At 64.1% G+C, this 25962-nt stretch carries 29 protein-coding genes, 1 tRNA gene and 2 pseudogenes; 14 read left to right on the forward strand and 18 right to left on the reverse strand.

What is annotated here, in order from left to right; all coding sequences use genetic code 11:
* Positions 1-82: 82 nt before the first annotated feature.
* The 4 genes from ACSKB8_RS32565 to ACSKB8_RS32580 form a co-directional block, all read right to left on the reverse strand.
* Positions 83-595 (reverse strand): hypothetical protein, encoded by a 513-nt coding sequence (locus ACSKB8_RS32565; protein ID WP_438108526.1) that lies wholly within the window; start codon positions 593-595, stop codon positions 83-85.
* Position 596: 1 nt separating this feature from the next.
* On the reverse strand, positions 597-1670 hold the full coding sequence (locus ACSKB8_RS32570) for a hypothetical protein (RefSeq protein ID WP_438108527.1): 1074 nt from the start codon (positions 1668-1670) through the stop codon (positions 597-599).
* Between the two features lie 22 nt (positions 1671-1692).
* Positions 1693-3492, reverse strand: coding sequence for an AAA family ATPase (locus ACSKB8_RS32575; protein WP_438108529.1), 1800 nt, complete (start codon positions 3490-3492; stop codon positions 1693-1695).
* Positions 3493-3766: 274 nt separating this feature from the next.
* Positions 3767-4381 (reverse strand): 3-keto-disaccharide hydrolase, encoded by a 615-nt coding sequence (locus ACSKB8_RS32580; RefSeq protein WP_438108531.1) that lies wholly within the window; start codon positions 4379-4381, stop codon positions 3767-3769.
* Positions 4382-4793: 412 nt separating this feature from the next.
* On the opposite strand from ACSKB8_RS32580, the gene ACSKB8_RS32585 reads away from it, so the two are divergent.
* The 4 genes from ACSKB8_RS32585 to ACSKB8_RS32600 all read left to right on the forward strand — a co-directional run bounded on the left by ACSKB8_RS32585 (position 4794) and on the right by ACSKB8_RS32600 (position 7048).
* On the forward strand, positions 4794-4985 hold the full coding sequence (locus ACSKB8_RS32585; RefSeq protein WP_438108532.1) for a hypothetical protein: 192 nt from the start codon (positions 4794-4796) through the stop codon (positions 4983-4985).
* 55 nt (positions 4986-5040) lie between these two features.
* Complete coding sequence (locus tag ACSKB8_RS32590) at positions 5041-5409, forward strand: VOC family protein (protein WP_027576603.1); 369 nt, start codon at positions 5041-5043, stop codon at positions 5407-5409.
* A 259-nt stretch (positions 5410-5668) separates the two neighbouring features.
* On the forward strand, positions 5669-6121 hold the full coding sequence (locus ACSKB8_RS32595; RefSeq protein ID WP_438108534.1) for a VOC family protein: 453 nt from the start codon (positions 5669-5671) through the stop codon (positions 6119-6121).
* Positions 6122-6409: 288 nt separating this feature from the next.
* Complete coding sequence (locus tag ACSKB8_RS32600; RefSeq protein ID WP_438108536.1) at positions 6410-7048, forward strand: glutathione S-transferase family protein; 639 nt, start codon at positions 6410-6412, stop codon at positions 7046-7048.
* Between the two features lie 229 nt (positions 7049-7277).
* Here the strand turns inward: ACSKB8_RS32600 and ACSKB8_RS32605 are convergent, their stop codons facing one another.
* From ACSKB8_RS32605 to ACSKB8_RS32615, 3 genes are read right to left on the reverse strand one after another with little or no spacing between them, the layout of a single operon-like run.
* Entirely contained in the window at positions 7278-7445 is a 168-nt protein-coding gene (locus tag ACSKB8_RS32605; RefSeq protein WP_370987417.1) for a hypothetical protein, read from the reverse strand.
* A gap of 6 nt (positions 7446-7451) precedes the next feature.
* Complete coding sequence (locus ACSKB8_RS32610; protein ID WP_438108538.1) at positions 7452-7712, reverse strand: hypothetical protein; 261 nt, start codon at positions 7710-7712, stop codon at positions 7452-7454.
* 57 nt (positions 7713-7769) lie between these two features.
* On the reverse strand, positions 7770-8024 hold the full coding sequence (locus tag ACSKB8_RS32615; RefSeq protein WP_091887851.1) for a PilZ domain-containing protein: 255 nt from the start codon (positions 8022-8024) through the stop codon (positions 7770-7772).
* A 225-nt stretch (positions 8025-8249) separates the two neighbouring features.
* Between ACSKB8_RS32615 and ACSKB8_RS32620 the strand changes: the two genes are divergently transcribed.
* A tRNA-Glu gene (locus ACSKB8_RS32620) sits at positions 8250-8324 on the forward strand.
* 226 nt (positions 8325-8550) lie between these two features.
* Here the strand turns inward: ACSKB8_RS32620 and ACSKB8_RS32625 are convergent.
* The 3 genes from ACSKB8_RS32625 to ACSKB8_RS32635 all read right to left on the reverse strand — a co-directional run bounded on the left by ACSKB8_RS32625 (position 8551) and on the right by ACSKB8_RS32635 (position 11404).
* Positions 8551-8907 (reverse strand): Mth938-like domain-containing protein, encoded by a 357-nt coding sequence (locus ACSKB8_RS32625; RefSeq protein ID WP_438108539.1) that lies wholly within the window; start codon positions 8905-8907, stop codon positions 8551-8553.
* Between the two features lie 112 nt (positions 8908-9019).
* Positions 9020-10207, reverse strand: a complete 1188-nt coding sequence (locus ACSKB8_RS32630) for a 6-phosphofructokinase (RefSeq protein WP_370987418.1) — start codon at positions 10205-10207, stop codon at positions 9020-9022.
* 51 nt (positions 10208-10258) lie between these two features.
* Positions 10259-11404 carry a fructose-1,6-bisphosphatase gene (locus ACSKB8_RS32635; RefSeq protein ID WP_438108541.1) on the reverse strand — a complete coding sequence of 382 codons (1146 nt, stop codon included), beginning with the start codon at positions 11402-11404 and terminating at the stop codon, positions 10259-10261.
* A 311-nt stretch (positions 11405-11715) separates the two neighbouring features.
* Here ACSKB8_RS32635 and ACSKB8_RS32640 point away from each other — a divergent pair, with 311 nt between their 5' ends.
* From ACSKB8_RS32640 to ACSKB8_RS32660, 5 genes are all read left to right on the forward strand, one after another.
* The gene (locus ACSKB8_RS32640) at positions 11716-12342 is read left to right on the forward strand and encodes a PilZ domain-containing protein (protein ID WP_370987420.1); all 627 of its coding nucleotides are present in this window, start codon (positions 11716-11718) and stop codon (positions 12340-12342) included.
* A gap of 102 nt (positions 12343-12444) precedes the next feature.
* Positions 12445-12699, forward strand: a complete 255-nt coding sequence (locus ACSKB8_RS32645) for a hypothetical protein (protein WP_438108543.1) — start codon at positions 12445-12447, stop codon at positions 12697-12699.
* A gap of 306 nt (positions 12700-13005) precedes the next feature.
* Complete coding sequence (locus ACSKB8_RS32650) at positions 13006-14046, forward strand: PrsW family glutamic-type intramembrane protease (protein WP_438108544.1); 1041 nt, start codon at positions 13006-13008, stop codon at positions 14044-14046.
* Between the two features lie 71 nt (positions 14047-14117).
* Positions 14118-14696 carry an HdeD family acid-resistance protein gene (locus ACSKB8_RS32655; RefSeq protein ID WP_091887862.1) on the forward strand — a complete coding sequence of 193 codons (579 nt, stop codon included), beginning with the start codon at positions 14118-14120 and terminating at the stop codon, positions 14694-14696.
* Positions 14697-14932: 236 nt separating this feature from the next.
* Positions 14933-16018, forward strand: a complete 1086-nt coding sequence (locus tag ACSKB8_RS32660; protein ID WP_438108547.1) for a 3-deoxy-7-phosphoheptulonate synthase — start codon at positions 14933-14935, stop codon at positions 16016-16018.
* A gap of 70 nt (positions 16019-16088) precedes the next feature.
* Here ACSKB8_RS32660 and ACSKB8_RS32665 read toward each other — a convergent pair whose 3' ends face one another.
* Genes ACSKB8_RS32665 through epmA form a run of 3 tightly spaced genes read right to left on the reverse strand, consistent with a single transcriptional unit; the run spans position 16089 to position 18541 of the window.
* Positions 16089-16343, reverse strand: a complete 255-nt coding sequence (locus ACSKB8_RS32665) for a hypothetical protein (protein WP_128934044.1) — start codon at positions 16341-16343, stop codon at positions 16089-16091.
* Positions 16344-16385: 42 nt separating this feature from the next.
* Complete coding sequence (locus tag ACSKB8_RS32670; RefSeq protein ID WP_438108549.1) at positions 16386-17480, reverse strand: lysine-2,3-aminomutase-like protein; 1095 nt, start codon at positions 17478-17480, stop codon at positions 16386-16388.
* Positions 17477-18541, reverse strand: coding sequence for an EF-P lysine aminoacylase EpmA (gene epmA, locus ACSKB8_RS32675; protein WP_438108551.1), 1065 nt, complete (start codon positions 18539-18541; stop codon positions 17477-17479). The genes ACSKB8_RS32670 and epmA overlap by 4 nt, the downstream gene beginning before the upstream one ends.
* Before the next feature lie 162 nt (positions 18542-18703).
* Between epmA and efp the strand changes: the two genes are divergently transcribed.
* Both efp and ACSKB8_RS32685 read left to right on the forward strand, forming a co-directional pair.
* A complete protein-coding gene (gene efp, locus ACSKB8_RS32680; RefSeq protein ID WP_028177546.1) occupies positions 18704-19270 on the forward strand; it encodes an elongation factor P in 567 nt (188 codons plus the stop codon).
* Positions 19271-19294: 24 nt separating this feature from the next.
* Positions 19295-20917 carry a M23 family peptidase gene (locus ACSKB8_RS32685; RefSeq protein ID WP_438108553.1) on the forward strand — a complete coding sequence of 541 codons (1623 nt, stop codon included), beginning with the start codon at positions 19295-19297 and terminating at the stop codon, positions 20915-20917.
* A gap of 95 nt (positions 20918-21012) precedes the next feature.
* Here ACSKB8_RS32685 and ACSKB8_RS32690 read toward each other — a convergent pair whose 3' ends face one another.
* Positions 21013-21516, reverse strand: a complete 504-nt coding sequence (locus ACSKB8_RS32690; RefSeq protein ID WP_370987429.1) for a cupin domain-containing protein — start codon at positions 21514-21516, stop codon at positions 21013-21015.
* Positions 21517-21537: 21 nt separating this feature from the next.
* Entirely contained in the window at positions 21538-22017 is a 480-nt protein-coding gene (locus tag ACSKB8_RS32695) for a carboxymuconolactone decarboxylase family protein (RefSeq protein ID WP_091887877.1), read from the reverse strand.
* A gap of 54 nt (positions 22018-22071) precedes the next feature.
* On the opposite strand from ACSKB8_RS32695, the gene ACSKB8_RS32700 reads away from it, so the two are divergent.
* Positions 22072-22596, forward strand: coding sequence for a MarR family winged helix-turn-helix transcriptional regulator (locus tag ACSKB8_RS32700; RefSeq protein ID WP_438108555.1), 525 nt, complete (start codon positions 22072-22074; stop codon positions 22594-22596).
* On the opposite strand, the gene ACSKB8_RS32705 is transcribed toward ACSKB8_RS32700, so the two are convergent.
* Positions 22593-22844 (reverse strand): hypothetical protein, encoded by a 252-nt coding sequence (locus ACSKB8_RS32705; protein WP_091887880.1) that lies wholly within the window; start codon positions 22842-22844, stop codon positions 22593-22595. The genes ACSKB8_RS32700 and ACSKB8_RS32705 overlap by 4 nt on opposite strands.
* A 172-nt stretch (positions 22845-23016) precedes the next feature.
* On the opposite strand from ACSKB8_RS32705, the pseudogene ACSKB8_RS32710 reads away from it, so the two are divergent.
* Positions 23017-24246 (forward strand): annotated as a pseudogene (locus tag ACSKB8_RS32710) (lytic murein transglycosylase).
* A gap of 6 nt (positions 24247-24252) precedes the next feature.
* Here ACSKB8_RS32710 and ACSKB8_RS32715 read toward each other — a convergent pair.
* Positions 24253-25044: an aldolase gene (locus tag ACSKB8_RS32715; protein ID WP_438108557.1), complete on the reverse strand. Its 792-nt coding sequence runs from the start codon at positions 25042-25044 to the stop codon at positions 24253-24255.
* A gap of 96 nt (positions 25045-25140) precedes the next feature.
* A pseudogene (locus ACSKB8_RS32720) lies at positions 25141-25949 on the reverse strand (SDR family NAD(P)-dependent oxidoreductase).
* Between the last annotated feature and the right edge of the window lie 13 nt (positions 25950-25962).

Here is a 25962-nt window from a genome sequence, read left to right on the forward strand (position 1 = left end):
TTGGGTGGGGCCAGGCGATCTACTAGGACGCGGTCTCCCGCGCGGCCGACTTGACCAGGGAGCTGCGATGCTCGTTGCAGAATCAACTGCTGGGACCTGGGATCGGATTCTTCTCGGAGCTGACAATGATCTCTTGAAGTACTGCTCTAGCAGCCCGAAGATCTGGTGTCTCAAAGCCCTCAGCGAACTGGCCATAGAGCGGACCAAGCAGATCGTGAGCCTCGCCGCGCCGGCGCTGTTCTATCCAAAGTCGTGCAAGGCATGTCGCAGCGCGCAACTCCCAGAGCTTGGCGCCTTGCTGGTGCGCGGTTGCAGCCGCATGCCCGAACTGCGCTTCCGCGGCGGTCGGGTCGGGCCTCGGTAGCCACAACATCAGCTCGCCTTTTATCCGATGGAGCTCGGCCTCGAACCACCGCTCGCCGGTTTCTTCCACGCGGTCGAGCGCCTTTGCAATCAAATCCAAGCCATCCTCCACTGCGCCGGAGCGGCCAAGCGCCTCGGCCTGGAGGCCGAGGAAATGCGGCTCATAGACATTTGCCCCGGTGGCACGCCAAGCCGGCAGGCCCTGCCGAAGCTGCGCCAGCCCTGTCTCCAACTCACCTTGACTCGGTCAGAGCCCATCCACGGATCACGGTGGCAGGCGCGAGGAAATGCGGAAAACCCTGCTCGGTCGAGAGCTCGACCAGTGCCTCGGCTCGATCCCGGGCTTCGGGCGCCGCCCGGCGGTACTGCTCGAAGAGACACGCGAACAAGAGAGCGTACGCCAGCGTGTTGAGGTGATTGAGATCGTTGGCGGCATCGAGCGCTTCGCGGCTCCGTGCCAATGCCTGTTCCGGATAGCCCAGCGCCAACAACGTCCATGACAGCGCCGACAGCGCCGCCACCCGAGGATCCTGCACGTAGAAAAAGGCGAGCGAGCGATGCCGCTCTGGGTCATAGAGCGCGAGCGTCCGCTCCAGATGGAGGCGGGCAGCGGCTATCTCGCCGCGCCACAGGGCACCGGTCCCGCTGACGCGGTGGGCAACTATGGTTGCGGAAGTTTCCTGATGATCCTGCGCCCGGCGCAAAAACTCGTCTGCCACGTCGCGCGCCGCGTTGTGCTCGGCGCGCACGCCGTGAAACACCCATTGACCGTAGAGCACGGGCCAGAGCTGGGCGGTGGCCCCGATCTGCTCGCAGAGCTCGCGGGCACGGGCGTTGGCCCGTCCAGCTTCCGGCGATGCCCAGCCTTGCGTGGCCATCAGCGCGACGCCCAACGCAACCTGCAGGTCAAGTTCGCGCCGCCTTCGATCGGCCTCGGGCAACCCCGCGACAAGATTCAATCCGTTCCGTAACTGCGCAAGCGCTTCAGCCATAGCCGATCGGGCGATGGCTCGTTGTCCTGCCTTCAACCAATACTCGGTCGCCGGCTCGATCAGTCCTCCCTCTGTGTAGTGGTGGGCCACAAGTTCGGGCTGCGCCTGCATAGTCTCCGGAAAATGCTGCTCGATCGCAGCGGCGATGCGGGCGTGCAGGCGCTGTCGCTTGACGCGCACCAGGGTTGCATAAGCGGCGTCCTGCACGAGCGCATGTTTAAAACTGTAGGTTGCCTGCGGCGGCGTCCCGCGCCGAAAGACCAGGCCCGAGCCGACGAGGTCATCCAACCCCGCCTGCAGGTCGCTCTCCGGCAACTGCGCCGTCCTCGCGAGCAGTTCATAGAGAATTCCCGGCCAATCGCGGCCGCGACCTGGGCCACCTCACGAGCGGGGCCAGCCGGTCGAGCCGGGCCAACAGCGATTCCTGGAGTGTGGTTGGGATTGCCATGGGCGGCAGCGGCCCCGCGAGCGCGTAATGGTCGCCCTCATCGCGGAGTAGATCGGTCTCCAGCACAGTCCGCGTCAGCTCCTCGACGAACAGCGGCACGCCGTCAGTCTTCGCGACGATCTGGCCGAGCACCGCAGCAGGCAGCGCCTTGCCGCCGCTCAGCCGCGCGACCATGGCCGCGCCCTGGCGGCGACTCAACCGGCTGAGGGTCAGCGCGGTGACATGGGCATAGCGCATCCAGGGCGGCTCGAACTCGGGCCGGAAGGTGATGAGAACGAGCACGGGGGCGCCTTGCACCCGGTCGACCAGGAGATCGAGCAACTCGAGCGAGGTCGGATCTGCCCAGTGCACATCCTCAAACAAGGCGAGGACGGGCCGGCGCGTCGCAAGCCCCAGGACCTGATCGACCAACGCCTCGAGCGTCCGCTCCTTCTGCCGATGCGGGCTCATGTCGAGCGGCGGGTAGCGCGCATCCGTCTCCAGCGACAGCAAGGCCGCGAGCAGCGGGGCCGCCTCGGCGACATGATCGTTCGAGAGCGCAAGCAGCGCCTCGAGCTTGTCGAGCCGCGTTACGGCGGGATCGTCCGCGGCGAAGCCCGCCGCCCGCTCCAAATGCCCGATCACAGGATAGAGCGGGCTGGTCTGATGGTGCGGCGAGCAGTAGTGGCTCAGAGCCGTATGCGGCTCATTCTCAAGTCGCCCGCGCAGCGCCCGCAGAAGACGCGACTTGCCGATGCCAGGCTCGCCCGTCAGCAGAACCACCTGGCCATCCCCTTCCTTGGCCCGCTCCCAGTGCTCGAGCAGCAGGCCGATCTCATGGTCGCGACCGACCAGCGGCGTCAGGCCAGCCCCGTGCAACGCCTCGAACCGGCTCTCGGCGGCGCCTTCCCCGACCACGCGCCACGGCCGCACCGGAACGGGAAAGCCTTTCAAGATCTGCATGCCGAGCTCGGTAAGCTCGAACAGTCCGCCGATGAGCTCCCGGGTGCGGGCGGAAATCACCACAGTGCCGGGCGCGGCCATTGTCTGCAGCCGCGCCGCGAGATTCGGCGTGTCACCGACCACGGTCTCCTCGCGCGCCGTACCTTCGCCGATCAACTCGCCGACAACCACCGGACCGGTCGCAATGCCCACACGGGCCGCCAGCGTGTCGCCATCCGCCGATGCCAGGCTGTGTACCGCCGCGACAGCCGCGAGGCCGGCGCGCACCGCGCGTTCGGCCTCATCCTCATGGGCGCGCGGATAGCCGAAATAGGCCAGCACACCATCGCCCATGTACTTCGCCACGTGCCCTTCGAACCGCGCGATCGCGCCCGTCACTGCACTCTGATAGGACCGCAGGACTTGCGCCATTTCCTCCGGATCTAGCCGCGCCGCGAGCGCGGTCGAGTCGACCAGGTCGACAAACATCACGGTGAGCTGGCGGCGCTCGGCCTCCGGTGCAAGCGCAGCGCTGCCGGAGGTGACGCTGGGTGCGGCCGTAACAGCGGTGGTCGCCGACATTGAGCCGGCGCGCAGTGCAGCAATGGCGGCAAGCAGCTTGCGGCGATGGCCGATCGAGACGACCCCGAGCCCGACCAGATCCTCGGCCGTGAGGTCCATGAGGACCTCGGCATCGATGTCGTTCTCCCGGAATGCCTGTTCGTACTGTCCCAGCCCCAGACCACACAGCCAGGTCCCGATGTCCATGGGCTCCTCCCGGCTTTGGTATTCAGCGCTAAGGTGCTCCAGTCTATCTCAAGATGGCGTGCGCTGGGCGCGGTGAAACGTCACGAGTTGAGTGCGGGGAAGGGCAGCTTTTCGCCCGCCGGCGAAGATCGCAAATGACCTCCGGCACGTCTGCAGTTGGGGCCAGACCGACCATCGCGAAAACGCGGCCAACCCGACGCGAATGCCGCTCAGGCGACATTCGCCTGGTCGCAATTCGCGGTGCAGCAGTCTCATGCCGTAGCGTAAACCCGCCTTACAAGGGCTTGATCTCCACCTTACGGAATTTGATCGCTCCCGCGCCGTGTTGCAGGGCGATCGAGCCTTCATCGAACATTCCGTTCCGCAGTTCGGCCGTTTTCTGACCGTTGAGCACGACCGTGATGTCGCGCCCCTTCGCCGTGATCTCGAATGTGTTCCATTTGCCGCCGGCTTTCGGCATCGGATTGATCTCGATGTAACGTGTGATCGCGCCGGTGCCGTAACTTGGATCGGGCCGCTGGTCAAAGATGTTTGCTTCGTAGCAGGTGCGGTCGGTGATCTTCTTGGCATCGAGGCAGCGGAAATAAATGCCGCTGTTTGCATCATCGCTCGGCCAGAATTCGATGCGCAGCTCGAAGTCCTTGTACGGCTTCTTGCTGACGAGATAACCGGCCTCTTTATCTTCCATCTTGTCGGCAATCACCGCGCCGTCCGCCAGATGCCAATTGGATTTCCCGACCTGATCCCATTGTTCGAGGTCTTTGCCATCGAACAGCGTGATCCAGCCGGCTTCCTCAGCTTTAGCCTGCGGCAGCCCCTGACTCACGGCGAAACCCGAGGCGACGAGTGCAAGAGCGAATTGCAAAGAACGGTGTAACGTCTTTGGCATGTTTGACTCCTCCTGGTCGTCCGCCGATTGTCTTTCCGGTCGGCAGACTTGATGATAGGTTCTTGCGTAAATTCTGGCTAGGCTCCTCGCTCACGCATTCAACGAAGATGCGGGAGGCATTGATGAACTCGGCCCTATGATGAAGTTGGCGATGCGCAGGAGTAGCTCATTGCCTTCGCATGAGGTGCCCTCTTGGAGCGACGAGGCGCTGAGGCTATGCGACCGCAGCATGCTCGTCGTTGACGCGCTGCGCTATCGATCCAGCAGACGTTCGCTGGGTCGACTTTTGTTCTGGCGTCGCGCCGGTTCCGGGTGCACACTGGTTCTATCACCGCACGGCGCTGTGCTTTGATCGGTGATGAGAACGCCGTTTTGCGCTCCCTCCCAATTCACGCAGGGAAAGGAGAGTGCCATGGGAAGACACTCACAATCCCACATTGACAACAACCTGAACGCGGAACGTGCCCGCATCATAGCGGAACTGGAAAATACGCAGCCGGGACCACAGCGTGATCTTCTAGAAAGCAAACTGCGCCAGCTCGAAACCGCTTCTCATATAGATGAATGGCTGACGTCATCGGGTCTGCAACCCCCCGAGGAATAAGGCGTCTCAGGCCGACCGAGCGCGTAGGGGTCAGCAGAGAGCGAGAGGTCTTTCGATGACTATCACCCTCAACCACACCATCGTCCCGGCCCGCGACAAGAGGGCAGCGGCACAATTTTTTGCGCGCATTTTTGGCCTCCATGCCGATCCGAAAGACGGCCATTTCGCGCCGGTACGTATCAACGACACGCTCACGCTGCTCTTCGACGACGACGAGGCGTTCGAGAGCCACCACTACGCCTTCCACGTCAGCGATGCCGAGTTCGATGCCATCTTCGGCCGCATTCGCGAGGCGAACCTCGCCTATGGCAGCGCACCGTGGAGCCTCGACGACGGTAAGCTCAACGACTGGAACGGCGGCCGCGGCGTCTATTTTCGCGACCCTGACGGCCACGTGCTAGAACTCATGACCGTACCGCAGTGAGCCGCTACAGCGACGAGGCGATCGAGGAAATTGTTGTTGTGTCGTGTGTAAGATCGTCTGGTATTAGGGTGACAGTGCACAAATTCATTCGCCAGATGTCCTGCTCCCCGCGCCTTCGATCAACGCTAGCGGCGCCTGTCAATTGAGTGGACTGTCACCGTACCCCGCCCCCTGCCCCTCCTCCTCAATTCCTGCTATCTCTCCCTCCCGCCGGCTCCGCCGGCCCAAAACCCTCCATCCGATCCAGGGAGCAAGAAACATGCGATACCTCCACACCATGCTGCGCGTGCGCAATCTCGATGTCGCGCTGAAGTTTTACCAGGATGCGCTGGGCTTGAAGGAGGTGCGGCGGATCGAGAATGACAAGGGGCGCTTCACGCTGGTGTTCCTGTGCTCGCCCGATGATCTCGAGGCGTTGAAGAAGCAGCCGCAAACGCGCGGCGCGCCGCTGGTCGAGCTCACCTATAATTGGGACGAGGAGAAGTACGGCGAGGACCGCTTCTTCGGCCATCTCGCCTATGAGGTCGACGATATCTACGCCACGTGCGAGAAGCTGATGAAGGCCGGCGTCACCATCAACCGGCCGCCACGCGACGGCAACATGGCCTTCGTCCGCTCGCCCGACCTGCACTCGATCGAGCTGTTGCAGAAGGGCGAGCCGAAGCCGCCGCAGGAGCCCTGGTCGTCGATGCCGAATACCGGCCACTGGTAAGGCACTCGGCAGGAACAAGGCCCCTCGCCCGCCGTTCTCTTCGCAACGAAGCCGATTGGAGGAGGATGCGATGGCGAGAGGGCTGTTGCTGTGGCTGCTTGGCGTGCCGATCCCGGTGATCATTCTGTTGTGGCTGTTCTTCGGCCGCTGAGCGTCGCGTTGAATTTGCAATGAAGGCTCCGCCCTGGGCGGAGCTTTTGCATGAGGGGCTCGGCGCAATCGCGCATCGCTCGACGAGGCGAATTCCGCTATCACCCGCGCAAGCGACAACGCCGCGGGAGACGCCTCGTGCCTGACACCAAGCTGACAATCTGGGGCCGCGCCAACTCGGTCAACGTGCAGAAGGTGCTCTGGTGCCTCACCGAGCTCGGTCTGGCTTACGAGCGCATCGACGCCGGCATGCAATACGGCAAGACTCGCGAGGCCGAGTATCTGTCGATGAATCCCAACGCGCGGATCCCGACACTGGTCGAGGGCGAGTTCGTGCTGTGGGAATCCAATTCGATCATGCGCTATCTCTGCCTCGCGCATGGGCGCGGCACGCCGATCTACCCCGAGGCGCCGAAGCTGCGCGCCAGCGTCGACCGCTGGCTCGACTGGACGCTATCGACGGTGCAGCCGGTCGACCGCCCGGTGTTCTGGGGCATCGTGCGCACCACGCCCGCCGAGCGCGACATGATCCAGGTGCAGCGCGATGCCGATGCCGCCGCCGAGGTCTGGACCATCGCCGACCGCCTGCTCTCGTCGCGCCGCTTCATAGAAGGCGATGCGTTCACGCTCGCCGACATCGCGGTCGGGTCCTATGCGCGGCGCTGGCTCGGCGTCGAAGGCATCAGCCGGCCGGCGCAGCCGCACCTCACCCGCTGGCTCGCCGAGCTCGGCAAACGACCTGGATTTGCACAATTCGTCGCACCGCCGATGTCGTGACCGCTGGCGCGGCGTAAGCTGCGATGATTGCGGGAGGAATCGCCGTTGTGGCGCAACCGTCCGGCGTCACGGCAGCGCTTGACGGCTACTGTGCATGGGGTTGTTTTCGCATATTTTGTTGTGGCGCTAGAGCGTTTTCGAGCGAAGTGGATACCGGTTCGCGTGAAGAAAACGCGTCAAAGCAAGAATCTAGAGCTTCGGTTCTGATTCAATCAGAACCGATAATGCTCTAGAGCCAGCCGCGCTCGACCAGCAGCACGCAGATGATCAGCACCAGCGTCACCGCCGCGGTGGCGAGCCGCGCGGTCCAGCTCAGGCCACGCCCGACCCACAACAACAGTGCGCCATACATCAGTACGGGGATGAGGATGTCGAGCCGCAACAGGTCCGGCGCCATGAGCCCTCAGCGCCGGATGCTGGTGTCGATGCTGACCGAGCCGCCGATCTTCACGCAGGTCCCGGTGCCCTCGACCATGACGAAGCGCGGGCCATAGGAGGCGCAGGAACCTGCCTTCGCCGTGCCGGCCGCGCCGCCCTTCAGCGGCAGCGTCTTGCCGGTCTCCTTGTTCGCCTGCGGCCGCTCGGCGGGCGGCAGGCGCAGGCTCTCAGCCGCGGTCGCGGACGTGGCCAGCAACGAGATCAGGATAAGGAACGGCGCGCGCATGGCCGCCTTGTAGCCCGGACCGGCCCCGCGCGCCATCCGGGCCGGCGCGGCCGCGCGTCAGAGGAACTTGATGCCGGCCGACTTGCCGCGGCGCCAGACCACCTGGCAACTCCGCCCGGTGCGCGCATCGCGGGCGAAGGCCATCCGGATCACGCCCGGAAGCTGGCTCGCATCCTCGTCCATCGTGATCTTCGCGCCCGTCGCCGAGATGTCCTGGACCAGGCAATGCCGCGCCGCGAATCCGCCGTCGAGGGTGATCCAGGCGTGCCGCGACAGCAGCTTGCGCTCTGCGCGCTTCTTGGGCGGTGGCATAGGAAAATCTCCTACTCCAGCGCTACCCAGGGAACCCTAAGAAACCGTTGAATTCGCCCCCGGATGATTCCGGGGCCGACGCTTGTCCACCGGGCCAAAAGACCGTTCCCGAACGGCTTGCCCGGGAGCGCAAAGGCCACTATACGTTCGCCCGCTGCAAGCCGCCGGGCACTGTTCGGCCGGCCAGCGGCCGTGCCGCGGAAAGCGGCGGGGCCCTGCGCGTTTGCTCCCTTCGTCTATCGGTTAGGACGCCACCCTTTCACGGTGGAGAGAGCGGTTCGATTCCGCTAGGGAGCGCCAAAATTCCCAGACATCTTTGATTTGGTTGCGCTTTTTTGGCCGATCTGGCAAACGGAACCTGACGGGATCTCCCAATCGCATACTGAAGCTCTGGTGGGCCGGGCATGCCTCGCGTGGTGCAGATTCGGCTAAGCGCGGTCAGGACCTAGCCTAGGCAATGGTGGCTTCCGCCACACGCACGAGCGTACTCTTGCTCATTTCCCAGCGCGGTCTCGGCCGCCCCAACTCAGCACGTAACGTGAAAGAGCCCGATCTTCCGCGTATGCGAATGGTTGAATGTATCAATCGCCTTAGGGGTCGGCTGCAGCAGGACCTTGCAGCCCTTTCTCGCAAAATACGCCTCTGCTTCTGGCGACAGATGCACATTTCCGTACTGGCCCGAGCCAAGAATTAACTGCTCGCATCCCTTCTCAAAGACGAACTTCGCTTCGTCCTTCGAGAGGACGTGCGAGGTGCCGTAGTACTTCTTCGAGAGCTTCTTCTTCCGCTTTGCCACTTCGCCGGACAGACGGATGATCACGTCGTGTTCATACGTCTTTCCGTCAATCGTGATGGTGCCGAACGTAGTGTGCTCGATCTCCATGGACTGACCTCCTCCTGATCTCGGCGCGAGCCCCGACCCGGCAGACGATTTCCAAGACATCCTTCTTGATTTGGTTTCGCTTTTTGCACGATTGGCAAACCAGCCCCCCCGCTCAAGACGCGCGGTTGAGGAAGATCGGCAGCCCCCGCTTGTTGGAATAGAGAGGACGGTACCGCTCCGTGTTGTATGTACTGGCGACGTCCAGTTTGCGCGGCCCGAGCTTGGCGTCAGGGATAGGCACAAGGTCGTAGCGGCCCTCGACCAGTGCTGACATGAGGCCGGACTTGCCCTCCAGAATGGCATCATAGGCCATGTTGCCGAAAGTCAGGGCGACGAGCTTGTCGATGAAGTCAGGATCGCCCGATCGCAGATCGTAGGTGAGATCAGAGACGATGGTCTCCTCGCCGGCGCGCCCCTTGATCTCGTCGGCAAGGGCTTCGGCCACGTTCGTCCTTTTGCGGTGACCGTAGGCGTCAGCTTCGCCGTATTCCTGCATCTTGTAGCCCTCCCACTGAGCGCCTTCGCTCAGCACGATGAGCGCGTAGTTGCTCGGGTTGGCGCGTTTCTCCTCGAGCAGCAAACGGATCAGCTTGTCGAGATTGACTTTGTACTCCGGGATCACGCATCGGATCGAGGTCGCGTACGCGGTGTAGAGTGCCGTAAATCCGGCATCGCGGCCAAAGATGCGGAAAATGCCAATTCGCTCGTGTGAGCCGATAGTGGTGCGCTGGCGCTGGACGGCATCGCTGGCGCGGGTGATCGCGGTCGAGAAGCCGATGCAATATTCGGTGTTGCGGACGTCGTTGTCCATCGTCTTCGGGATGGCGATGATCTTCACGCCGAGGCCGCTGAGCTTGTCCGCATAACTTAGCGTGTCGTCACCGCCGATGGCGATGAGGTGTTCGATGCCGAGCCCCGACAGGTTCGCCAGGACCCGGCTGGTGACGTCCCAGCTCTTGGTTGCGACGCCGCCCTTGGTACTCTCCGACATTGGAAGGTCTTGGCCAGCCAGATGATCCGGCAGCTTTTTCATTCTGGAGGGATTGGTGCGGCTCGAGTGTAGCACGGTGCCGCCGCGTCGATCGATGATGCGCGTGTTTTCGCGGTTGAGTGGGATGAGGTAGTGGGATTTGCTGGCGGGGTCGTCGAGGTTCAGGTGCGTGAGGGCCTCCCAACCGCGGCGGAGACCGATGACTTCGATATCGTCCTCGGTCCCGCGATAGGTCACCGTCTTGATGATTGCGTTGAGACCGGGGACGTCGCCGCCCCCGGTGAGAATGCCAATTCGTTTCCTTGTCACGCCCCACCTCCCAGTATGGCATGTCGCAATAGCGCCTGCGTCACACGTTCTCTACGCGGCCGCTTCCGGCTTGCGCTCCTCGCGCAGGCGAAAACGCTTCAGGAGTGCGGATACGGTGTCGCGGAAGCCGCCATACTCCAATTCGGAATAGGGCAGCATTGCAGCGCCGGACCAGCCTTGGCTGCGCATCTCGATTGCCTTGCTTTGCGCGCGCCGGCGTACCTCGTCCCACGCCGGATTGTCGAAGAAATCGGTATAGGACTCGGAAAAGCGGCCTTCCTTGTCGATCGAAAAACCGACGCAGGAAACGATCGGCAGGCAGTACATGCCAGTCACCGGTGTATTGATCGGGACGGGCATCAGCGGCATCACGTGCGAGCCGCGCGCATCGCCACCCACGAAGTGTGCCTTGGCGAAGGGAGAGACGATTTCCTCGGGCGCGGGAAAAATTCCCTGGTTCCTGATGATCGCGACCGGATCATCTTTGCCGGTGTACTTGCCTGCGATCGCGTGAAGACGCTGCGCCGACACAGCGGCGGCAACCTCGCCATAGGTTTGAGAAACGATGCGATCAATGCCAAAGCGCTCGTTGTCGCGAAGCAGCGCGGCAATGTGGTAATTGTCCGCAGGCGCGTCGAGTTCGATCACGCTGTCGCCAGCGGTGTGATCCATGTCGATGACATGGAAGCGGAAGCCCCTGATCATCGGCGGCAGCATCAGGCCAGCGCAATACATGGGATCGGCGAAGGCGAGGTAGAGCGGCAGGTTGTAGGCGCCGGGGCCGCACTTGTCGGCGGCGAACACCATGAAGGACTCTGCGGGTCTCGGACTCGAGAGGCTGTGGTCGAAGCTGAGCTCGGCGACGCCCGGCCCGGCACCGCGAATGTTTCCTGAAGGTGCATCTGCGAGAAGATCCTGGCCGGCGCCGTAGAGACCGGAAGTCTTCGCAACCGAAGTGGCCGCGAGAAATGCCTTCCAGGCGAATTGATGGATCTCGGAGCTCCCCTCGCCCCGTGTGTGCGTCATGATGATCGCAATGTCGTCGCCGGTGTGGCAGACAAAACCATCGATCAACAGACCATTGCAGATCGCCTTGGCGACCTCGCCCTCGACGGCCGCCATCATGCGTGTCGACGGCTTCGTATGTCCGCCGACGGAGCCAATGTCAGCCTTAATGACTGAAAGAGTAAGTTTCATGAGCGTTCCTCCCCGCACAAGCTCAACACCCGGCCTCGGCGCTTGCTGCGCCGGGGCGACGGCGCTGCTCATTCGCGGAAACGAACGCCTAATGTCGGGACTAGGTTCCAGCCCTAGGTCAAATAGCGCTCCGCACTGCGTGCGCGACCTCGCCCTTTTTCGTTGTGAACTTGCGCAGCGACCTATCGTATCGGCGCGATCCGCGCGTTTACCGGAAATTTACCCCTGCTCCTGAGTGCCGGTATCATTTGCTTAGAATTTGACTGCTACCGTGGAACTACGGAAGCAATCCCCAACATCATTGGCACTTCATGTCCGTCGCAGAGTTCCTCAGGCAGCGTGCAGTGGATGTCACCGTGAGCGGCAGCTACTCGCTGCCGCGCTGGTATGATTGCGAGGGCAAGCTCCGCAGCTTCGCCTGCCGGACCAAGCGCGTTTCGCCCTTCCGCATGATCGTGGACGTGCCTGTCGTCGGCAAAGTCGGCGAGCGCGTCACCTCCTACTTCGAGGATTTCGGCGAATTCCAGTGCACGATCAGCGCGACGCTGAAGTCGGGCTTCCTGATGGAGCTCGACATGACGCGGGCACGGCGCGCCTGGATGTCTGAAAAGCTGACCTGGCTCGAGAAGAAGCAGAAGGACGCCAGCGTCCAGGAGCTGCGGCGCGATGCGCGTTTCGTTCCGCAGGTCTCACACACGTTCCTGACGCTCGCCGACGGCAGCACCCATCCGTGCTTCATCATCGACGTCTCCACGGCCGGCGTCGCGATCTCATGCGAATACGACCCGCCGCTCGGAACCCCGCTTGCGGTCGGTGCCTGCGTCGGTCGCGTGATCCGTAAGTTCGGCCACGGCTTTGCGGTCAAATTCGCCGACAAGCAGTCCCGGGACGACCTCGTCCGGCTGATTGTCCGCACGCCGTTGCTGCAGTCGGCCTGAGAAAAATCGCTGCCCTATCGCGGCCCTAATGCGGGATCAGCTTTACGGGTCTGCGCCTCGCGCCTGATGTCATCTTTTGCAGACTTGCGATCGGGGGACCGAATGGCAGTCAACAAGATCACAGTTGATAAGATCACTTGGGACAGGGTCGGCCGGGTCACCGAGCCCGGACGCTACATGTATACCTTCGGCTGGCTCACCATCACCGCCGGCGATCTCGAGATCTGGAAGCAATATCCGCAGGCCGCGTTCACGCTGCTGGAGCAACCGGCGGAGCCGGACGCCCCCATCGGCGGCGAATTCCATCTCGGAGCCTTCGATATCGCCCCCAGCGCGCCGCCGTACAGCACCCACTGAACGCGGGAAAGGCCGTTGCCGGGGGCGATGGTCGCCTTCGCGGCCACGCGTGCATGTGAATCGAAGAAACCTCCGCATTCCCTTGATCTGGCTTATCAATCAGTCCAGATGACGGCGCTCGGCCGTTGCCATTGGTGACGAACAGATTCTGTCATGCAATTGATTGCCCTCGTCTTTAACGTTCGCCAGCCGCCCCGATGAACGCTGGCTGTCGCGCTTGTTAAGCGAAGCGACAGCTGGCGCATGACACATGGTCGCATCGGTGGACGTAGATTAGCGGATCAAGGGAACCTATTTTCGGCGCCGATGTACCTGATTGAATCATTACCCACCGTCATCGGAACTGCCGCCATTGCCCCGGCGCTGCTGATGCTGTGGCTCGTTATTGCCGCCGAGGAGCGCCCAGGGCCACCCGCCCAGGTCTGGACCGCCTTCCTGCTCGGCGCGGCCAGTATTTCGCTGCTGGGCCTTGTCCGCGCCCCCTTCTCCAGGATGATCGCAGCGCCCGCCGACCCCTGGGCCGCGCTCGCCATGCATTCGGTCTTCGGCGTCGCGCTGCCCGAGGAAGCCGTCAAGGTGATCGCCATCGTGGTGGTCTCCTCGACCAAGCGGCGGACTTTCGCCAATCCGATGGACACCGTGGTCTATGGCGCCGCGGTCGGCCTCGGCTTTGCCGCTTATGAGAACCTCGCCTACCTCGTGCAGCATGCCGAGATGTGGCGCTCGCTGGCCGCCCTGCGCAGCGTGCTGACGGTGCCCTTCCATGGCGCGCTCGGCATCATCGCGGGCGCGTACCTCACCATCGCCCGGGCCGGCACGGCGCTGGGCGCCAACCGCCACAATCGCGACTGGGCCCGCCTGTCGAGCCGCCTGCTGATCTTCGCGGGCCCGCTCGCGTTGCATTCGGCGTTCGATTTCCCGCTGCTGACCCTCCAGCGCATGCCGGATCTGGACCCGACGCTCCGAATGTGGCTCGGCGCAGCGAGCCTGTTGATCGGCTTCAGCTCGATCGCCTTCGCCGTCCGTCTGGTCCGGCGGGTCGCGCGCCACCATGCGCCCCGGACAGATATTGCGCGGGAGCGGCTCAGCCAGCTGCGCCGGATGTGGGCGCTGCTGCTTGCCGGCGGCGGCATCGGCTTTCTCGGCCTCGCCTTCGTGCTGACCTCGATCCATCACTGGCTGATTAATCCCGAGCGCAATCTGACGCTGGCCCTGATCCCGATCGGCTTCGTCTCGATCCTGCTCGGTCTTGCACTTCTGATTGTCACGACCGCAATCTACGTTCTCGGCCGCAACCGCATCCGCACCAGCGCCGAAGGTTTTTCGTCGGCGCCCGGCGGCGGGTGAGCTTGCGGGATGGCGAGCGCGCCGCGCGCATACTCAGATTGAGCCCAGCCCTCTCGTTCTGGAGCCTGCCGATGACATCGCCCGAGGAGTTTTCACGGATGCAATCCGCGATGAGCCAGGCGGTCAAGGCGCATTGGAAGGCCTTTCTGTTCGAAGGCATCCTGCTCGCCGTTCTCGGCATTGCCGCGCTGATCCTGCCGCCGCTCGCGAGCCTTGCGACCGCGATCTTCCTCGGCTGGATGTTCCTGATCAGCGGCATCGGCGGGTTGATCGTGACTTACTGGGCGCGCAGCACGCCGGGCTTCTGGTGGTCGCTGATCTCCGCCGCGCTGGCGGTGCTCGCCGGCGGAATTCTGCTGGCCCGGCCGATCCAAGCGGTGCTGACGCTAACCATCGTGCTCGGTGCCTACTTTCTCGCCGAAGGCGTCGCCACCATCATGTATGCGCTGGAGCACCGCCGCGAGCTGAGCAGCCGCTGGTCGTGGCTCCTGATCGCAGGCCTCGTCGACATCGCGATCTCGTTCATGGTGATCGCCGGCCTCCCGAGCTCGGCGGAATGGGCGATCGGCGTCCTCGTCGGTATCAACCTGCTGTTCGGCGGCGCCACCCTGATCGGCATGGCCCTGGCGGCACGCAAGAGCAACACTTGAGACGCCTCGTCGCGTCTTGTGCCGTTTGGGGGGTGACAACCCGCCAACGGCGCGCTATATGGCCTGCCATGATCACCGTCGCCACCAGCTATTTTTGGTACTTTAGCTACGACAGCTCGCTGGCGGCGGGAGGATCGCGCTCAATCTGACACATTGCAGCAAACGTCCGAACAAGCCGCCAGACCTGGCGGCTTTTTTATTGGCCGGCAGGTTCTAAACACAGACAGGAGCCCGCCGTGCTGAGCACGACCGACGATCTTCGTATCCGCGAACTGAAAGAGCTGAACACGCCGGAAGAGGTGATGCGGGAAGTCCCGCGCACGCTCACCGCGACGCGTGTGGTGATGGCGGCGCGTAACGCCATCCATGCGATCCTCAACGGCCAGGACGACCGCCTGCTGGTCGTGGTGGGCCCGTGCTCGGTGCATGATCCCAAGGCCGCGCTCGACTACGCCGAGCGCCTCGCACACTTGCGCGAGGACCTCGCCGACCAGCTCGAGATCGTGATGCGGGTCTATTTCGAGAAGCCGCGCACCACGGTCGGCTGGAAGGGCCTGATCAACGATCCCGACCTCGACGGCAGCTTCGACATCAACAAGGGCCTGCGGCTGGCGCGCAACGTGCTGTCGGCGGTGAACAATCTCGGCCTGCCCGCCGGCACCGAATTCCTGGACATGACGACGCCGCAATACATCGCCGACCTCGTCTCATGGGCTGCAATCGGCGCGCGCACGACCGAGAGCCAGATCCATCGCGAGCTGGGGTCGGGACTGTCCTGCCCGGTCGGCTTCAAGAACGGCACCGACGGCAACGTGCGGATCGCAGCGGACGCGGTGAAGTCGGCCTCGCATCCGCATCATTTCATGGCGGTGACCAAACTCGGCCGTTCAGCGATCGCCTCGACCGCAGGCAACGAGGACTGCCACATCATCCTGCGCGGCGGCAGCAAGCCGAACTATAACGCGGCAAGCGTCGCGGCCGCCTGCAACGAGCTGACCAAATCGGGCGTCGCGCCGCTCGTGATGGTCGATGCGAGCCACGCCAATTCGAGCAAGAAGCCGGAGAACCAGCCGCTGGTGATGACCGATATTGCCGGCCAGATCTCAGGCGGCGAGAACCGCATCATGGGCGTGATGATCGAGAGCAATCTCGTCGCCGGCCGTCAGGACGTAGTGCCCGGCAAGCCGCTCATCTACGGCCAGAGCATCACCGACGGCTGTATCGACTGGGCGACGACGGCGGCCGTGCTCGAGCACCTCGCCGATGCGGTCGAGATCCGCCGCAACACCCAGCGCGCAGGGCTGCACGAACGATCGGCCTGAGGCGTGACGAGGCGAAGTGTCAGTCGCTTGCTCAGTTCCTCACCTCTCCCTTCGGGAGAGGTGAAAGAGATCAGCAGCCGCGGCAGATGCTCTTGATCTTGCGATCTAGCTCAGCGTCTTCCTTGTTCGCGGGAGTGTTCGGATTGCTCAGATTCTTCTCGCTCGGCACATCGGCCGCGCGCGGCTGGCGGTGACCGACGGGGGCCGGCAACACCGTTCCAGGGGTCGCGCCGCCCGATGTCGATCCTTTGGAGCCGCCGGTCTGTGCAACCGCCCCGCCCCCGAGCAAGACCACGAGCGATGCTGCCACCATGATCTTTTTCATGTCCGCTTCTCCATTCTCAACCGGCGCACGCTCCAACACCGCTCAGGTTTCGGGCGGATAGAGATGAACGTCGCCGCAATAGTCCACGATACGATAGCGCGTTTCGGCTCCCGCTTCACGCGCATCACCTGCGGTATTTTGTGCCACCGACACATAATTCGGTCCGACCGGCGACTTGCCGGCGCCGCCGGGAATATCGATGACATAGTCAGGCTGACACAACCCTGACACCCGCCCGCGCAACTGCCGCATCAACTCCTGTCCCTGCGCCAGCGTCGTTCGCAGATGCGCAGTGCCCGGTGCGAGATCGCCGTGATGCAGGTAATAGGGCTTGATCCGGCATTCGACGAAAGCTCGCATCAAATCCGACAGAGCGGTGATGTTGTCGTTGACACCGCGCAAAAGCACGGACTGGCTCACCATGGGAATGCCGGCGTCGACGAGCCGCGCGCAGGCGGCACGCGCCGTAGTGGTCAGTTCCCGCGCATGGTTGGCGTGCAACGCGACCCAGGTGGTCGCTCCCTCGACCTTGAGCGCGGCGATCATCTCGTCGCTGATGCGCGCGGGATCGGCCACGGGCACGCGGGTGTGAAGACGGATGATCTTGACGTGATCGATCGCGGCCAGATCGGCCATGATCTCGCTCATGCGGCGCGGCGACAGCATCAGGGGATCGCCACCGGTCAGGATCACCTCCCAGATTTCGCGATGCGCGCGGATGTAGTCGATCGCCGCACGATAGGCGCTGTCCGAGAGTGCGTTCTCCTTGCCGGGCCCGACCATCTCGCGGCGGAAGCAGAAGCGGCAATAGACCGCACAGACGTGAACGAGCTTGAACAGCACGCGATCGGGATAGCGGTGCACGATTCCGGGAACCGGCGAGTGCGGATGATCGCCGATCGGGTCGGCGTTTTCGCCCGGCTGCGCGTCCAGCTCGGCTGCGGTCGGAACGAACTGCCGTGCGATGGGATCCTCGGGATCGGCGGTGTCGATCAAATCGACCAGCGCCGGCGTGATCGCCACCGCATAGCGCGCAGCAACGCGTTCGAGCGCAGGCAGCGTCGCTGCGGGCGCCAGACCTTCGGCGACGAGCTCGGCCGGCTCGCGCAAGGTGCGTGCAAGGTTTGTCGTCCTCATGTCTCACTTAGCGTTTCATTTGCAGGCGGTGTCCAGACCACCTGATCAATTCGCGATGCGCCACTCGCCAGCATGACCAGCCGGTCGAAACCGAGCGCGACGCCGCTCGCCTCCGGCATTGCGGCGACTGCGGCCAGAAAGTCCTCGTCCAGAGGATAGGCCTCGCCGTAGCGGCGCTGCTTCTCCGCCATCGATTCCGTGAAGCGCTTGCGCTGCTCCTCGGCGTCGGTGAGTTCGCCAAAACCGTTGGCGAGCTCGACGCCGCAGGCATACACCTCGAACCGCTCGGCGACCCTGGGATCGTCCGCCTTCACCCGTGCCAGCGCCGCCTCTGGAGATGGGTATTCGAACAGAATGGTCAAACGGCCCTGCCCCAGATGCGGCTCGACATGCTCGACCAGAACCTTGCTGAAGATGTCGGACCAGGTGTCATCCTCGGCCACACGGACCTTCCCGCCGGCGGCCACGGCAAGTGCGGCGCGGTTACCCTCGCCGCCCGAGATTGTCGACAGCAGGTCGATGCCGGCGAAGCGCTCGAAGGCGCCGGCGACCGTCACAAGCTCCGGCTCGGCGAAGGGATCGGCGGTCCGGCCCCGGAACGAGAAGGTTCCGATGCCGGTCGCCTGCGCCGCCCGGGCGATGATGACGACGCAATCGGCCATGATCGCGTCATACGGGGCGCCTGCCCGGTACCATTCCAGCATGGTGAATTCGGGTAGATGCAGGTCGCCGCGCTCGCGGTCCCGGAACACCCGGGCAAACTCGAAAATCCGCGTCTCACCCGCCGCCAGCAGCTTTTTGCAGGCAAACTCCGGCGAGGTTCGCAAGTAGCGGCTCGCACGGCTGCCGTCCGGCCGCATGATCTCGGTCCTGGGGGCGTGCAGATGAGTTTCATTGCCGGGAGAGACCTGGAGGACGGAGGTTTCGACCTCGACGAAGCCCTGCTCGGTGAAAAATCCCCGCAGAGCCCCGGTAATGGCCCCCCTGGCCTGGAGGAACGGCCGCCGGTCGAGGTGCCGCTCGGGCGACCAGAACGGCGAGATCGGCTTGTCCCCAGCCATTAACGGATCGCCCCTCGGAACAGCAAAATGCTGGCATCCAACGGCAAAATCAGTATGTTGCGGCCCGAAACGGGCGCCGAGGTCTGATTTGAGGCCCCAAGTCCCCCATCGATTTGACCACGTCCTGGCCGATGCCGGGCCAAGCAAGCAGGAAATACAGCTTTGAGAGTCATCGCCAGTTCTATTCGCAAGGGCAACGTGATCGAGCAAGACGGCAAGCTTTATGTCGTCGTGAGCGCCGAGAACATCCATCCCGGCAAGGGAACCCCGGTCAGCCAGATCGAAATGCGCCGAATCTCGGACGGGGTAAAGATCTCCGAACGCTACAAGACCACCGACCAGGTCGAAAAGGCCACGATCGAAGAGCGCAACTACACCTACCTCTATGAGGACGGTGACGGCTACCACTTCATGAACCCGGAGACCTACGACCAGGTTCAGGTCTCCAAGGACGTCGTCGGCGACGCCGCCGCGTATCTTCAGGAGAGCATGACGGTCAAGCTGTCCATGCACGACACCAACCCGGTGTCGATCGCGCTGCCGCAGCGCGTGACGCTGGAAGTGGTCGACACCGAGCCCGTGACCAAGGGCCAGACCGCCTCCTCCTCCTACAAGCCTGCGGTCCTCTCCAACGGCGTGCGCACCACCGTGCCGCCGCACATCACGGTCGGCACCCGCGTCGTGGTGATGACCGAAGACGGCTCCTACGCCGAGCGCGCCAAGGACTAACGGGGAACAGAGCGATCGCGACAGGTGCTGCCGGGGGGCGAGACAGTGGTTGGGAACGGTTTCCGCTTTGTCTCGCAACTTCTGGCGTCGCTTTCGCTCCTCATTTCCACCCCGCTGGCTGCGGATGAATTTCGCAGCCCCTCGCTCACGGCCCTGCGCGTCGATTGGCGCGCAGCGCTGGACCAGCTCCGCTCCGAGATCACCACTCGTCCCCGCGTCGCGAACGATTTCATTTTCGCACCCCGCCGTTCGGTGCCGCGCTTTGATCCGCGCGCGATGCCTGCGCTGGTGCAGCTCAACGCGGTCTCCTCGCAATTCTTCACCGGTATCGCCCGCAGCCCCGTGCCCGTGCTGCTGCCGTTCGACGCCGCTGCGTACCTCGAGGCGCAGCGCAACGGTGCGCCGGCTACAACAGCGCTGTCGCGCTACCAGGCTGATTTCAATCCCGTCGACATGTTCGACGCCGGTCCCGCCGGCTACAGCGCGACCTTCTCGTTCGAACCTGGCGCCGGCGACGGCATGCCGAGCCGGGTGTTTGCAAGGCCGGTCGAGGTGCAGATCACGGGATCGGCGCTCGTCTATGACATCGCCGATCCCTCAGGGGGCAAGGGCGAGCAGATCAAACCTCTGGCCGCGCTCTACCCGGACCTGCGCAGGTTCATACGGGAAGGCTATGTGCGCTACGCCTTCACGCGCTTCGGTGTCGCCTATGTGGTGTCGGTCCAGTGCCTCGACAGCGTCGCAAGACCGCGGCGGCTCGCCTGCAAGGAAGCCTATCCGGTCGCAGAACGTTTCCTGAAGGCGCTGCGGGTCGCCGGGGGGCAACGGATGCGGCCTCTGATGGACGTTGCCTCCAACATCCACGATCGTCCTGCCGCGCGTTCGCCGGATTTCAGCTACCGGCCGAGCGGCGACATCATCCCGAATACGGGCTATCGCAAGCAAGGCGGCCATCCCGACGTGATGGCCTATGCGCAGATCCGCTTTCCGCTCGAAAAGACGCCGGCCTTCGTGCGCTCGCAATCCTACCGCAAGCGTGACAAGAGCGACGACCCGACCGTCTATCCCTGGCGCGACAATTTCTGCGAGTCCCGCAGCTTCGAGGTCGGTCAGTGCGCCGGGGGATACGGTCACCAGGGCGAGGACATTCGTGCCGCCGATTGCCCGCCGCCCGGAGAAGGGCGCGAGCCCTGCGATCCGAAGCAGCGCGGTGTCGTCGCCGTGCGCGACGCGATCGTGATCCGCGCCGCCAAGGACCAGGCCGCGACGCTGCAAGTCAATAGCCGGACCGAACACATCCGCTTCCGCTACATGCACATGAATCCGCAGGCGATGAACGCCGATGGCCTCGTCAACGGCCGCATCGTCAGCGAAGGCGAGAAGATCGGCGTGGTCTCGAACTATCTCGACCATCCCGCTGGCACCTCGATGCATCTGCACTTCGATGTGCAGGTATTCACCCGCGACGGCTGGATCTGGGTCAGCCCCTACATCACGCTGGTCTCGGCCTATGAGCGCCTGATCCACGCCCGCGGCCGCGAGGTCGGTCCGGAGATCGCGGGCGCTCCGCAGCCCGTTGCACACGCGCTGCCGGAGGACGTGATCAAGCCGGACCTGCGCGAGGGATCGAGCGGCGAGGAGAATTGAGCTGCTCGTGCAAACGGATTGCTCTCATCACACATTCGGTGTCGTCCCGGCCTAGCGCGCAATTACGTGCGGGGGGCCGGGACGACGTTGAGGCACTACTCCAAATACGTTGTCAGCTGCGCACCCTCATCCGCCACGAACACGGCGATCAACTCCGCCGGCTCCATCGCACTGGCATTGGCCGACACCAGATGCGTCGAACCGGGCGGCTCGAAGAAGGACTGGCCGACACCAAACGTCTCGACCGGGCCGCCGCCGAGCTGCGAACGGATCTCGCCCTTGGTGATGTAGGCCGTCACCGAGCCTGCGTGACGATGTGGCCGCGAGAAACCGCCCGGACCGTAGGATACGCGCACGATGGTGACGCGCTTGCCAGGGACGTTCGGTAGCGCGTAGGAGCCGATCGGCTCGACCTTGTCGAGCGGCGAACTCTCCGCAGCGGTGGCGCAGAGCGGCGCCAGCGCGCCTGATACACTGTCGATCGTCACCGGCAGCGCCTTGCCGATCGCAAGCGCGCAGGCAAGCCCCGCCATGATCGCGAGCGCCGTCGAACGTGAGGGCGTCGGACGCTGCACGGCGGAAAAACTCATCGCTGTCATCGTGACCTCCCCTCAGCTTGATCAGGACGCTGCAGCATTCGCCGCCGCCGGCCGCTTTGCCGGCGTCCAGCGATAGGCCGCACCAAACCGGTTCCAGACGTTGATCGAGGCGACCGCCGAGGTCAGGTAGGTCAGCTCGGTTTCGGAGAACTCGCGCGTTGCCTCCGAATAGATCTCCTCGCTGACGCCACCGGGTAGCAGCGTCAACGCCTCCGCCCAGGCCAGCGCCGCGCGCTCGCGCGCGGAAAAGATCGGCGCCTCGCGCCAGACCGCAACCAGATGGAGCTTGTCGACGGGAACGCCGATCCGTTCCGACAGCAGGACGTGATGCTGCAAGCAGAAGGCACAGCCGTTGATCTGCGAGGCGCGCAGCTTGACGAGCTCGATGAGTTGCTTGTCGAGGCCGGCCTTGGCGGCAAGCTGACCGAGCGCCAGCACCACATCATAGACGTCGGGCGCCAGGCGCTTGAAATCCTCGTATTCGCTGCGGGCGTGTGACATTGCGGTTCACCTCGTACGATTGTAAGTGTACTTATATCGTATAAGAGCTCTGATATGCCACGCAAGACCGCTGCCATCACAAGATCGAAAACCGCGCGCACGGCGCCCGCCGACGACGGCGCCGTGCGTATTCCTGCGCCCGGCGAAGGCAAACGCGGCGAGCAAGGCTATCTCGGCTATCTGCTGCGCCAGGCTCACGCCGCGGTCCGGCTGAAAATGGAGCGCACCCTCGCCGATCTCGGCGTGACCTCGCCGCAATTCGCGGTGCTGACCATGCTCAACGCCTATCCCGGCCTGTCCGGCGCCGACGTCGCCCGCCTCACCTTCCTGACCCCCCAGACCGTCGGCGTCATCATTCGCAACCTCGAACGCGACGGCGCAATCGCGATGACGCTGCATCCGGTCCACGGCCGCATTCAGCAATGGACGCTGACGCCGCGCGGCGCGACGCTGCTGAAGGCGTGCCGCGAGCGGGTGATCGCGCTCGAGAAGCGCCTTGCTCTGGGTTTGGATGGCAAGGCGGAAACCACGATCCGGCGCTGGCTCGCCGGCATCGCGGCCGAGTTGCAGGAGGACTAGCCGCCCTTCAACGCATTCTTGACCTCGCCGTCGGGCCAGGCCTCGCCTGCGGCAATCACCCGCACGCGCGTTCGGTCCGCGGCATTGACCAGCACGTGCGAACTCACCCGGTCGCGGCTAGGCTCCAGGTGCAGATCGGTTTCGGGCTTCCAGCTCAGCGTGGTCGCGAGATCGCCGGGAAAGATCTGCCATTGCGATCCGTCGTCGAGCTCGACGACATGGCTTTCCGCATGTGCGTGAATCTTCATTCCACCCCGATTGCTATGGCGGCCGGATATTTCCTCATCTTCTCCTCCTCATCGTCGTGGGGGAATGCAGGACTGCGACAGTTTGTTCCGACGGAACGGCTGATCCGGCCGCGCGGAAATCAGGTGCTAGGAACCGACTCACACGTGCCATGTTTCGGGCTAGAATGTGCTCATGACGCACGCTGATTCCTCATCCCATCCAACGCGCCGCGCACTTTTCCACTCGACGTTCGCTGCAGCGGCGTTGCTTGCACTCCCGAAACGCGTCCTCGCCGCGCCTCCAGGCTTCGACGAATGGCGCGAAGCCTTTCGCGCACGGGCGATGGCCAAGGGCATTTCGGCCGCGACTTGGCAGCGCGCGATGGCGCGGGTCGAGCCGGACATGAGCGTGTTCAAGCAAATGCGCAACCAGCCCGAATTCCACGAGCAGGTCTGGCAATACATCAACCGCCGCGTCTCCGACTGGCGCATCATCAACGGCAAGATCGCGCTGAAGAACAACGAAGCGCTGTTTGCGCGCATCGAGCGCGATTTCGGCGTCGAGCGCGGCACGCTGCTGGCTTTGTGGGGCGTCGAGTCCGCCTATGGCGATCCGCTGGTGCAGCCAGAACCATATGACGCCGGTATTTCCATCGCTCGCCGCGCTCGCCTGGAACGAGCCGCGGCGCAAGGCCTATTGGGAGACCGAGCTAATCAACGCGCTGCGCATCGTCGACAAGGGCTGGAGCACGCCGGAGCAGATGCAAGGATCCTGGGCCGGTGCGATGGGTCATTCGCAATGGATGCCGGAAGTCTGGCTCAATGTCGGCATCGACTATGACGGCGACGGCAAGGTCTCGCCCTTCGGCAAGCCCGATGACGCGCTGGGCTCGACCGCAAAATATCTCGTCAATCGCGGCAAGTGGCATCGCGGCGAGCACTGGGGCTACGAGGTGCGCGCGCCCGGCAACATGAGCGGCAGCCGCACCTACGCCGCCTGGGCGTCGGCCGGCGTCACCCGTGCCGACGGCCAGCCATTCCCGCAGCCGAACGCAACCGCGCAGCTGTGGACGCCTGTTACGGGCGGGCCGAGCTTCCTGCTCGGACCGAATTTCTACTCGGTGAAGAGCTACAATCCCTCGATGAACTATGCGCTGGCGATCTGCCATCTCGGCGACCGCTGCCTGGGCGCGCCCCCCTTCATCCAGCCCTTCCCCGGCTCCGAGCGCGTGCTGACGCTCGCCGAGGTGCAAGAGATGCAGACGCGCCTGACCAAGGCCGGCTTCGACACCGGCGGCACCGACGGCCGCGTCGGCAACGACACGATGAAAGCGGTCAAGGATTTTCAGCAGCGCGCGGGAATCTGACCGCGGACGGATACGGCGGGCTGAAGGTTCTGGCGAAGCTGCGGCAGGGGTCGTAGGCCACCTCAGTGCCGGTACTGCGGCTCTTCCGCGTCGAGTTGGCGGCGGATGGCAGCGAGATGCAGTCGCGCGGATTCGGTATCGCCTTCGCGCATCTGCCTGTAGGTTTCGGCCGCAACCGCGGGATCGACCGGCAGCACCTTTCGTCCGGTCGACATCGCCAGCACCTGCACCTCGGCGGCGCGTTCGAGGTAATAAAGATCATCCCAGGCTTCAGCGATGGTCGGGGCCAGCACCATCACGCCGTGATGCTTCATGAAGACGATATCGGCATCGCCGACGGCAGACGCGATGCGTGCGCCTTCGCGGTTGTCGAGCGCGAGGCCGTTATAGTCGCGGTCGACCGCGGTGCGGCCGTAGAATTTCAGGGCGGTCTGGCCAGCCCAGATCAGGGGCTCGCCCTCGGTCATCGACAGCGCCGTTGCATAGGGCATGTGGGTGTGGAAGGCGACCTTGGCGCGCGGCAGGCGCTTGTGCATCTCTGCATGGATGTAGAAGGCGGTCGCCTCGGGCACGCCCTCGCCGTCGAGCACGTTGCCGTGGAAGTCGCAGGTCAGCAGCTTTGACGCGGTCAACTCGCGGAAGGCGTAGCCATAAGGGTTGACCAGGAAGAGATCGTCATGCCCCGGCACCACGGCCGAGAAGTGATTGCAGATGCCTTCCTCAAAACCGTTGCGCGCGGCCATGCGGAAGCAGGCGGCGAGATCCTCGCGCGCAGTGCGGATCGCATCGGTGGCGAGGTCCGGCCGGTTCGAACGATGGGGCGCGGATGAGGAAGCGTGAAGGCTATGCGCCATGGCGAAGGGCACCTCTGTCGGTCGGGAGCTGCCCGCGTTGTACAGGGGCTGCGCCTGCGCGTCAGCCCCTGCGAGTGCCACCCTGCCCTGCGCAGCTCAAGCCCGCCGTGGCACGCCGCCGGCATTCATGCCGCCATCGATCACGAGTTCGCTGCCGGTGACATAACGCGAGGCATCGGAGGCCAGATACAGCACGCCGGAGGCGATCTCCGCAGCCCGGCCGGCACGGCCCAGCGGCGTGACGGCCTTGGCGCGCTCCTCCGGATCAATCGGCGCGTTCTGGCCGGCACCGGTCGCGCCGGTCGGGATCTTGCCCAGATCGGCGTGTCGATGATGCCGGGATGCACTGAGTTGACGCGGACGCCGTCGCCGGCCGCCGCGCACTCCATCGCGATCGATTTCGCAAACAGCCGCACGCCGCCCTTGGTGGCCGAATAGGCCGACAGCCCGGGTGCACCGCGCAGGCCCGCCAGTGACGACATCATCACGATCGAGCCGCCGCCGGTCTTGCGCATCAAGGGCAGGCAGTGCTTGACCGAGAGGAACACGCCATCGAGGTTGATCGCGTTCTGCTTGCGCCAATCGGCCAGCGTCATATCGACGATTGAAGGGACAGAGATGCCGATGCCGGCATTGGAGACCATGACGTCGAGCCGGCCATACCGCTTTCCGACTTCGGCGACGACCTCGATCCAGCGTTCCTCGCTGGTGACATCCTGCTCCAGGAAAATCGCCTTGCCGCCGGCCTTGGTGATGCGCTTGGCAAGCTCGGGGCCGCGCAGCTCGTCGATGTCGGTTGCAATGACGGTGGCGCCCTCGCGCGCGAACAGCTCGACGATGGCCTCACCGATGCCGGAGGCGCCGCCCGTCACCAGCGCGATCTTGCCCTCAACCTGCCCTGCCATGTTCACTCCCTTT

This window comes from Bradyrhizobium sp. BR 1432 (assembly GCF_051547705.1).
Classification (GTDB): domain Bacteria; phylum Pseudomonadota; class Alphaproteobacteria; order Rhizobiales; family Xanthobacteraceae; genus Bradyrhizobium; species Bradyrhizobium zhanjiangense.

Bases quoted from the DNA above. Each gene is read 5' to 3' on its own strand.
- ACSKB8_RS32625 (WP_438108539.1), bottom strand. From the start codon at position 8,907: ATGGAGATCGAGCACACTACGTTCGGCACCATCACGATTGACGGAAAG.
- ACSKB8_RS32615 (WP_091887851.1), bottom strand. From the start codon at position 8,024: ATGCCACCGCCCAAGAAGCGCGCAGAGCGCAAGCTGCTGTCGCGGCAC.
- ACSKB8_RS32700 (WP_438108555.1), top strand. From the start codon at position 22,072: ATGCCACGCAAGACCGCTGCCATCACAAGATCGAAAACCGCGCGCACG.
- epmA (WP_438108551.1), bottom strand. From the start codon at position 18,541: ATGGCTGGGGACAAGCCGATCTCGCCGTTCTGGTCGCCCGAGCGGCAC.
- ACSKB8_RS32670 (WP_438108549.1), bottom strand. From the start codon at position 17,480: ATGAGGACGACAAACCTTGCACGCACCTTGCGCGAGCCGGCCGAGCTC.
- ACSKB8_RS32590 (WP_027576603.1), top strand. From the start codon at position 5,041: ATGACTATCACCCTCAACCACACCATCGTCCCGGCCCGCGACAAGAGG.
- ACSKB8_RS32645 (WP_438108543.1), top strand. From the start codon at position 12,445: ATGGCAGTCAACAAGATCACAGTTGATAAGATCACTTGGGACAGGGTC.
- ACSKB8_RS32580 (WP_438108531.1), bottom strand. From the start codon at position 4,381: ATGCCAAAGACGTTACACCGTTCTTTGCAATTCGCTCTTGCACTCGTC.
- ACSKB8_RS32705 (WP_091887880.1), bottom strand. From the start codon at position 22,844: ATGAAGATTCACGCACATGCGGAAAGCCATGTCGTCGAGCTCGACGAC.
- ACSKB8_RS32665 (WP_128934044.1), bottom strand. From the start codon at position 16,343: ATGAAAAAGATCATGGTGGCAGCATCGCTCGTGGTCTTGCTCGGGGGC.
- ACSKB8_RS32715 (WP_438108557.1), bottom strand. From the start codon at position 25,044: ATGGCGCATAGCCTTCACGCTTCCTCATCCGCGCCCCATCGTTCGAAC.
- ACSKB8_RS32655 (WP_091887862.1), top strand. From the start codon at position 14,118: ATGACATCGCCCGAGGAGTTTTCACGGATGCAATCCGCGATGAGCCAG.
- ACSKB8_RS32575 (WP_438108529.1), bottom strand. From the start codon at position 3,492: ATGGACATCGGGACCTGGCTGTGTGGTCTGGGGCTGGGACAGTACGAA.
- ACSKB8_RS32650 (WP_438108544.1), top strand. From the start codon at position 13,006: ATGTACCTGATTGAATCATTACCCACCGTCATCGGAACTGCCGCCATT.
- ACSKB8_RS32605 (WP_370987417.1), bottom strand. From the start codon at position 7,445: ATGGCGCCGGACCTGTTGCGGCTCGACATCCTCATCCCCGTACTGATG.
- ACSKB8_RS32690 (WP_370987429.1), bottom strand. From the start codon at position 21,516: ATGACAGCGATGAGTTTTTCCGCCGTGCAGCGTCCGACGCCCTCACGT.
- ACSKB8_RS32585 (WP_438108532.1), top strand. From the start codon at position 4,794: ATGGGAAGACACTCACAATCCCACATTGACAACAACCTGAACGCGGAA.
- ACSKB8_RS32695 (WP_091887877.1), bottom strand. From the start codon at position 22,017: ATGTCACACGCCCGCAGCGAATACGAGGATTTCAAGCGCCTGGCGCCC.
- ACSKB8_RS32595 (WP_438108534.1), top strand. From the start codon at position 5,669: ATGCGATACCTCCACACCATGCTGCGCGTGCGCAATCTCGATGTCGCG.
- ACSKB8_RS32635 (WP_438108541.1), bottom strand. From the start codon at position 11,404: ATGAAACTTACTCTTTCAGTCATTAAGGCTGACATTGGCTCCGTCGGC.
- ACSKB8_RS32640 (WP_370987420.1), top strand. From the start codon at position 11,716: ATGTCCGTCGCAGAGTTCCTCAGGCAGCGTGCAGTGGATGTCACCGTG.
- ACSKB8_RS32610 (WP_438108538.1), bottom strand. From the start codon at position 7,712: ATGCGCGCGCCGTTCCTTATCCTGATCTCGTTGCTGGCCACGTCCGCG.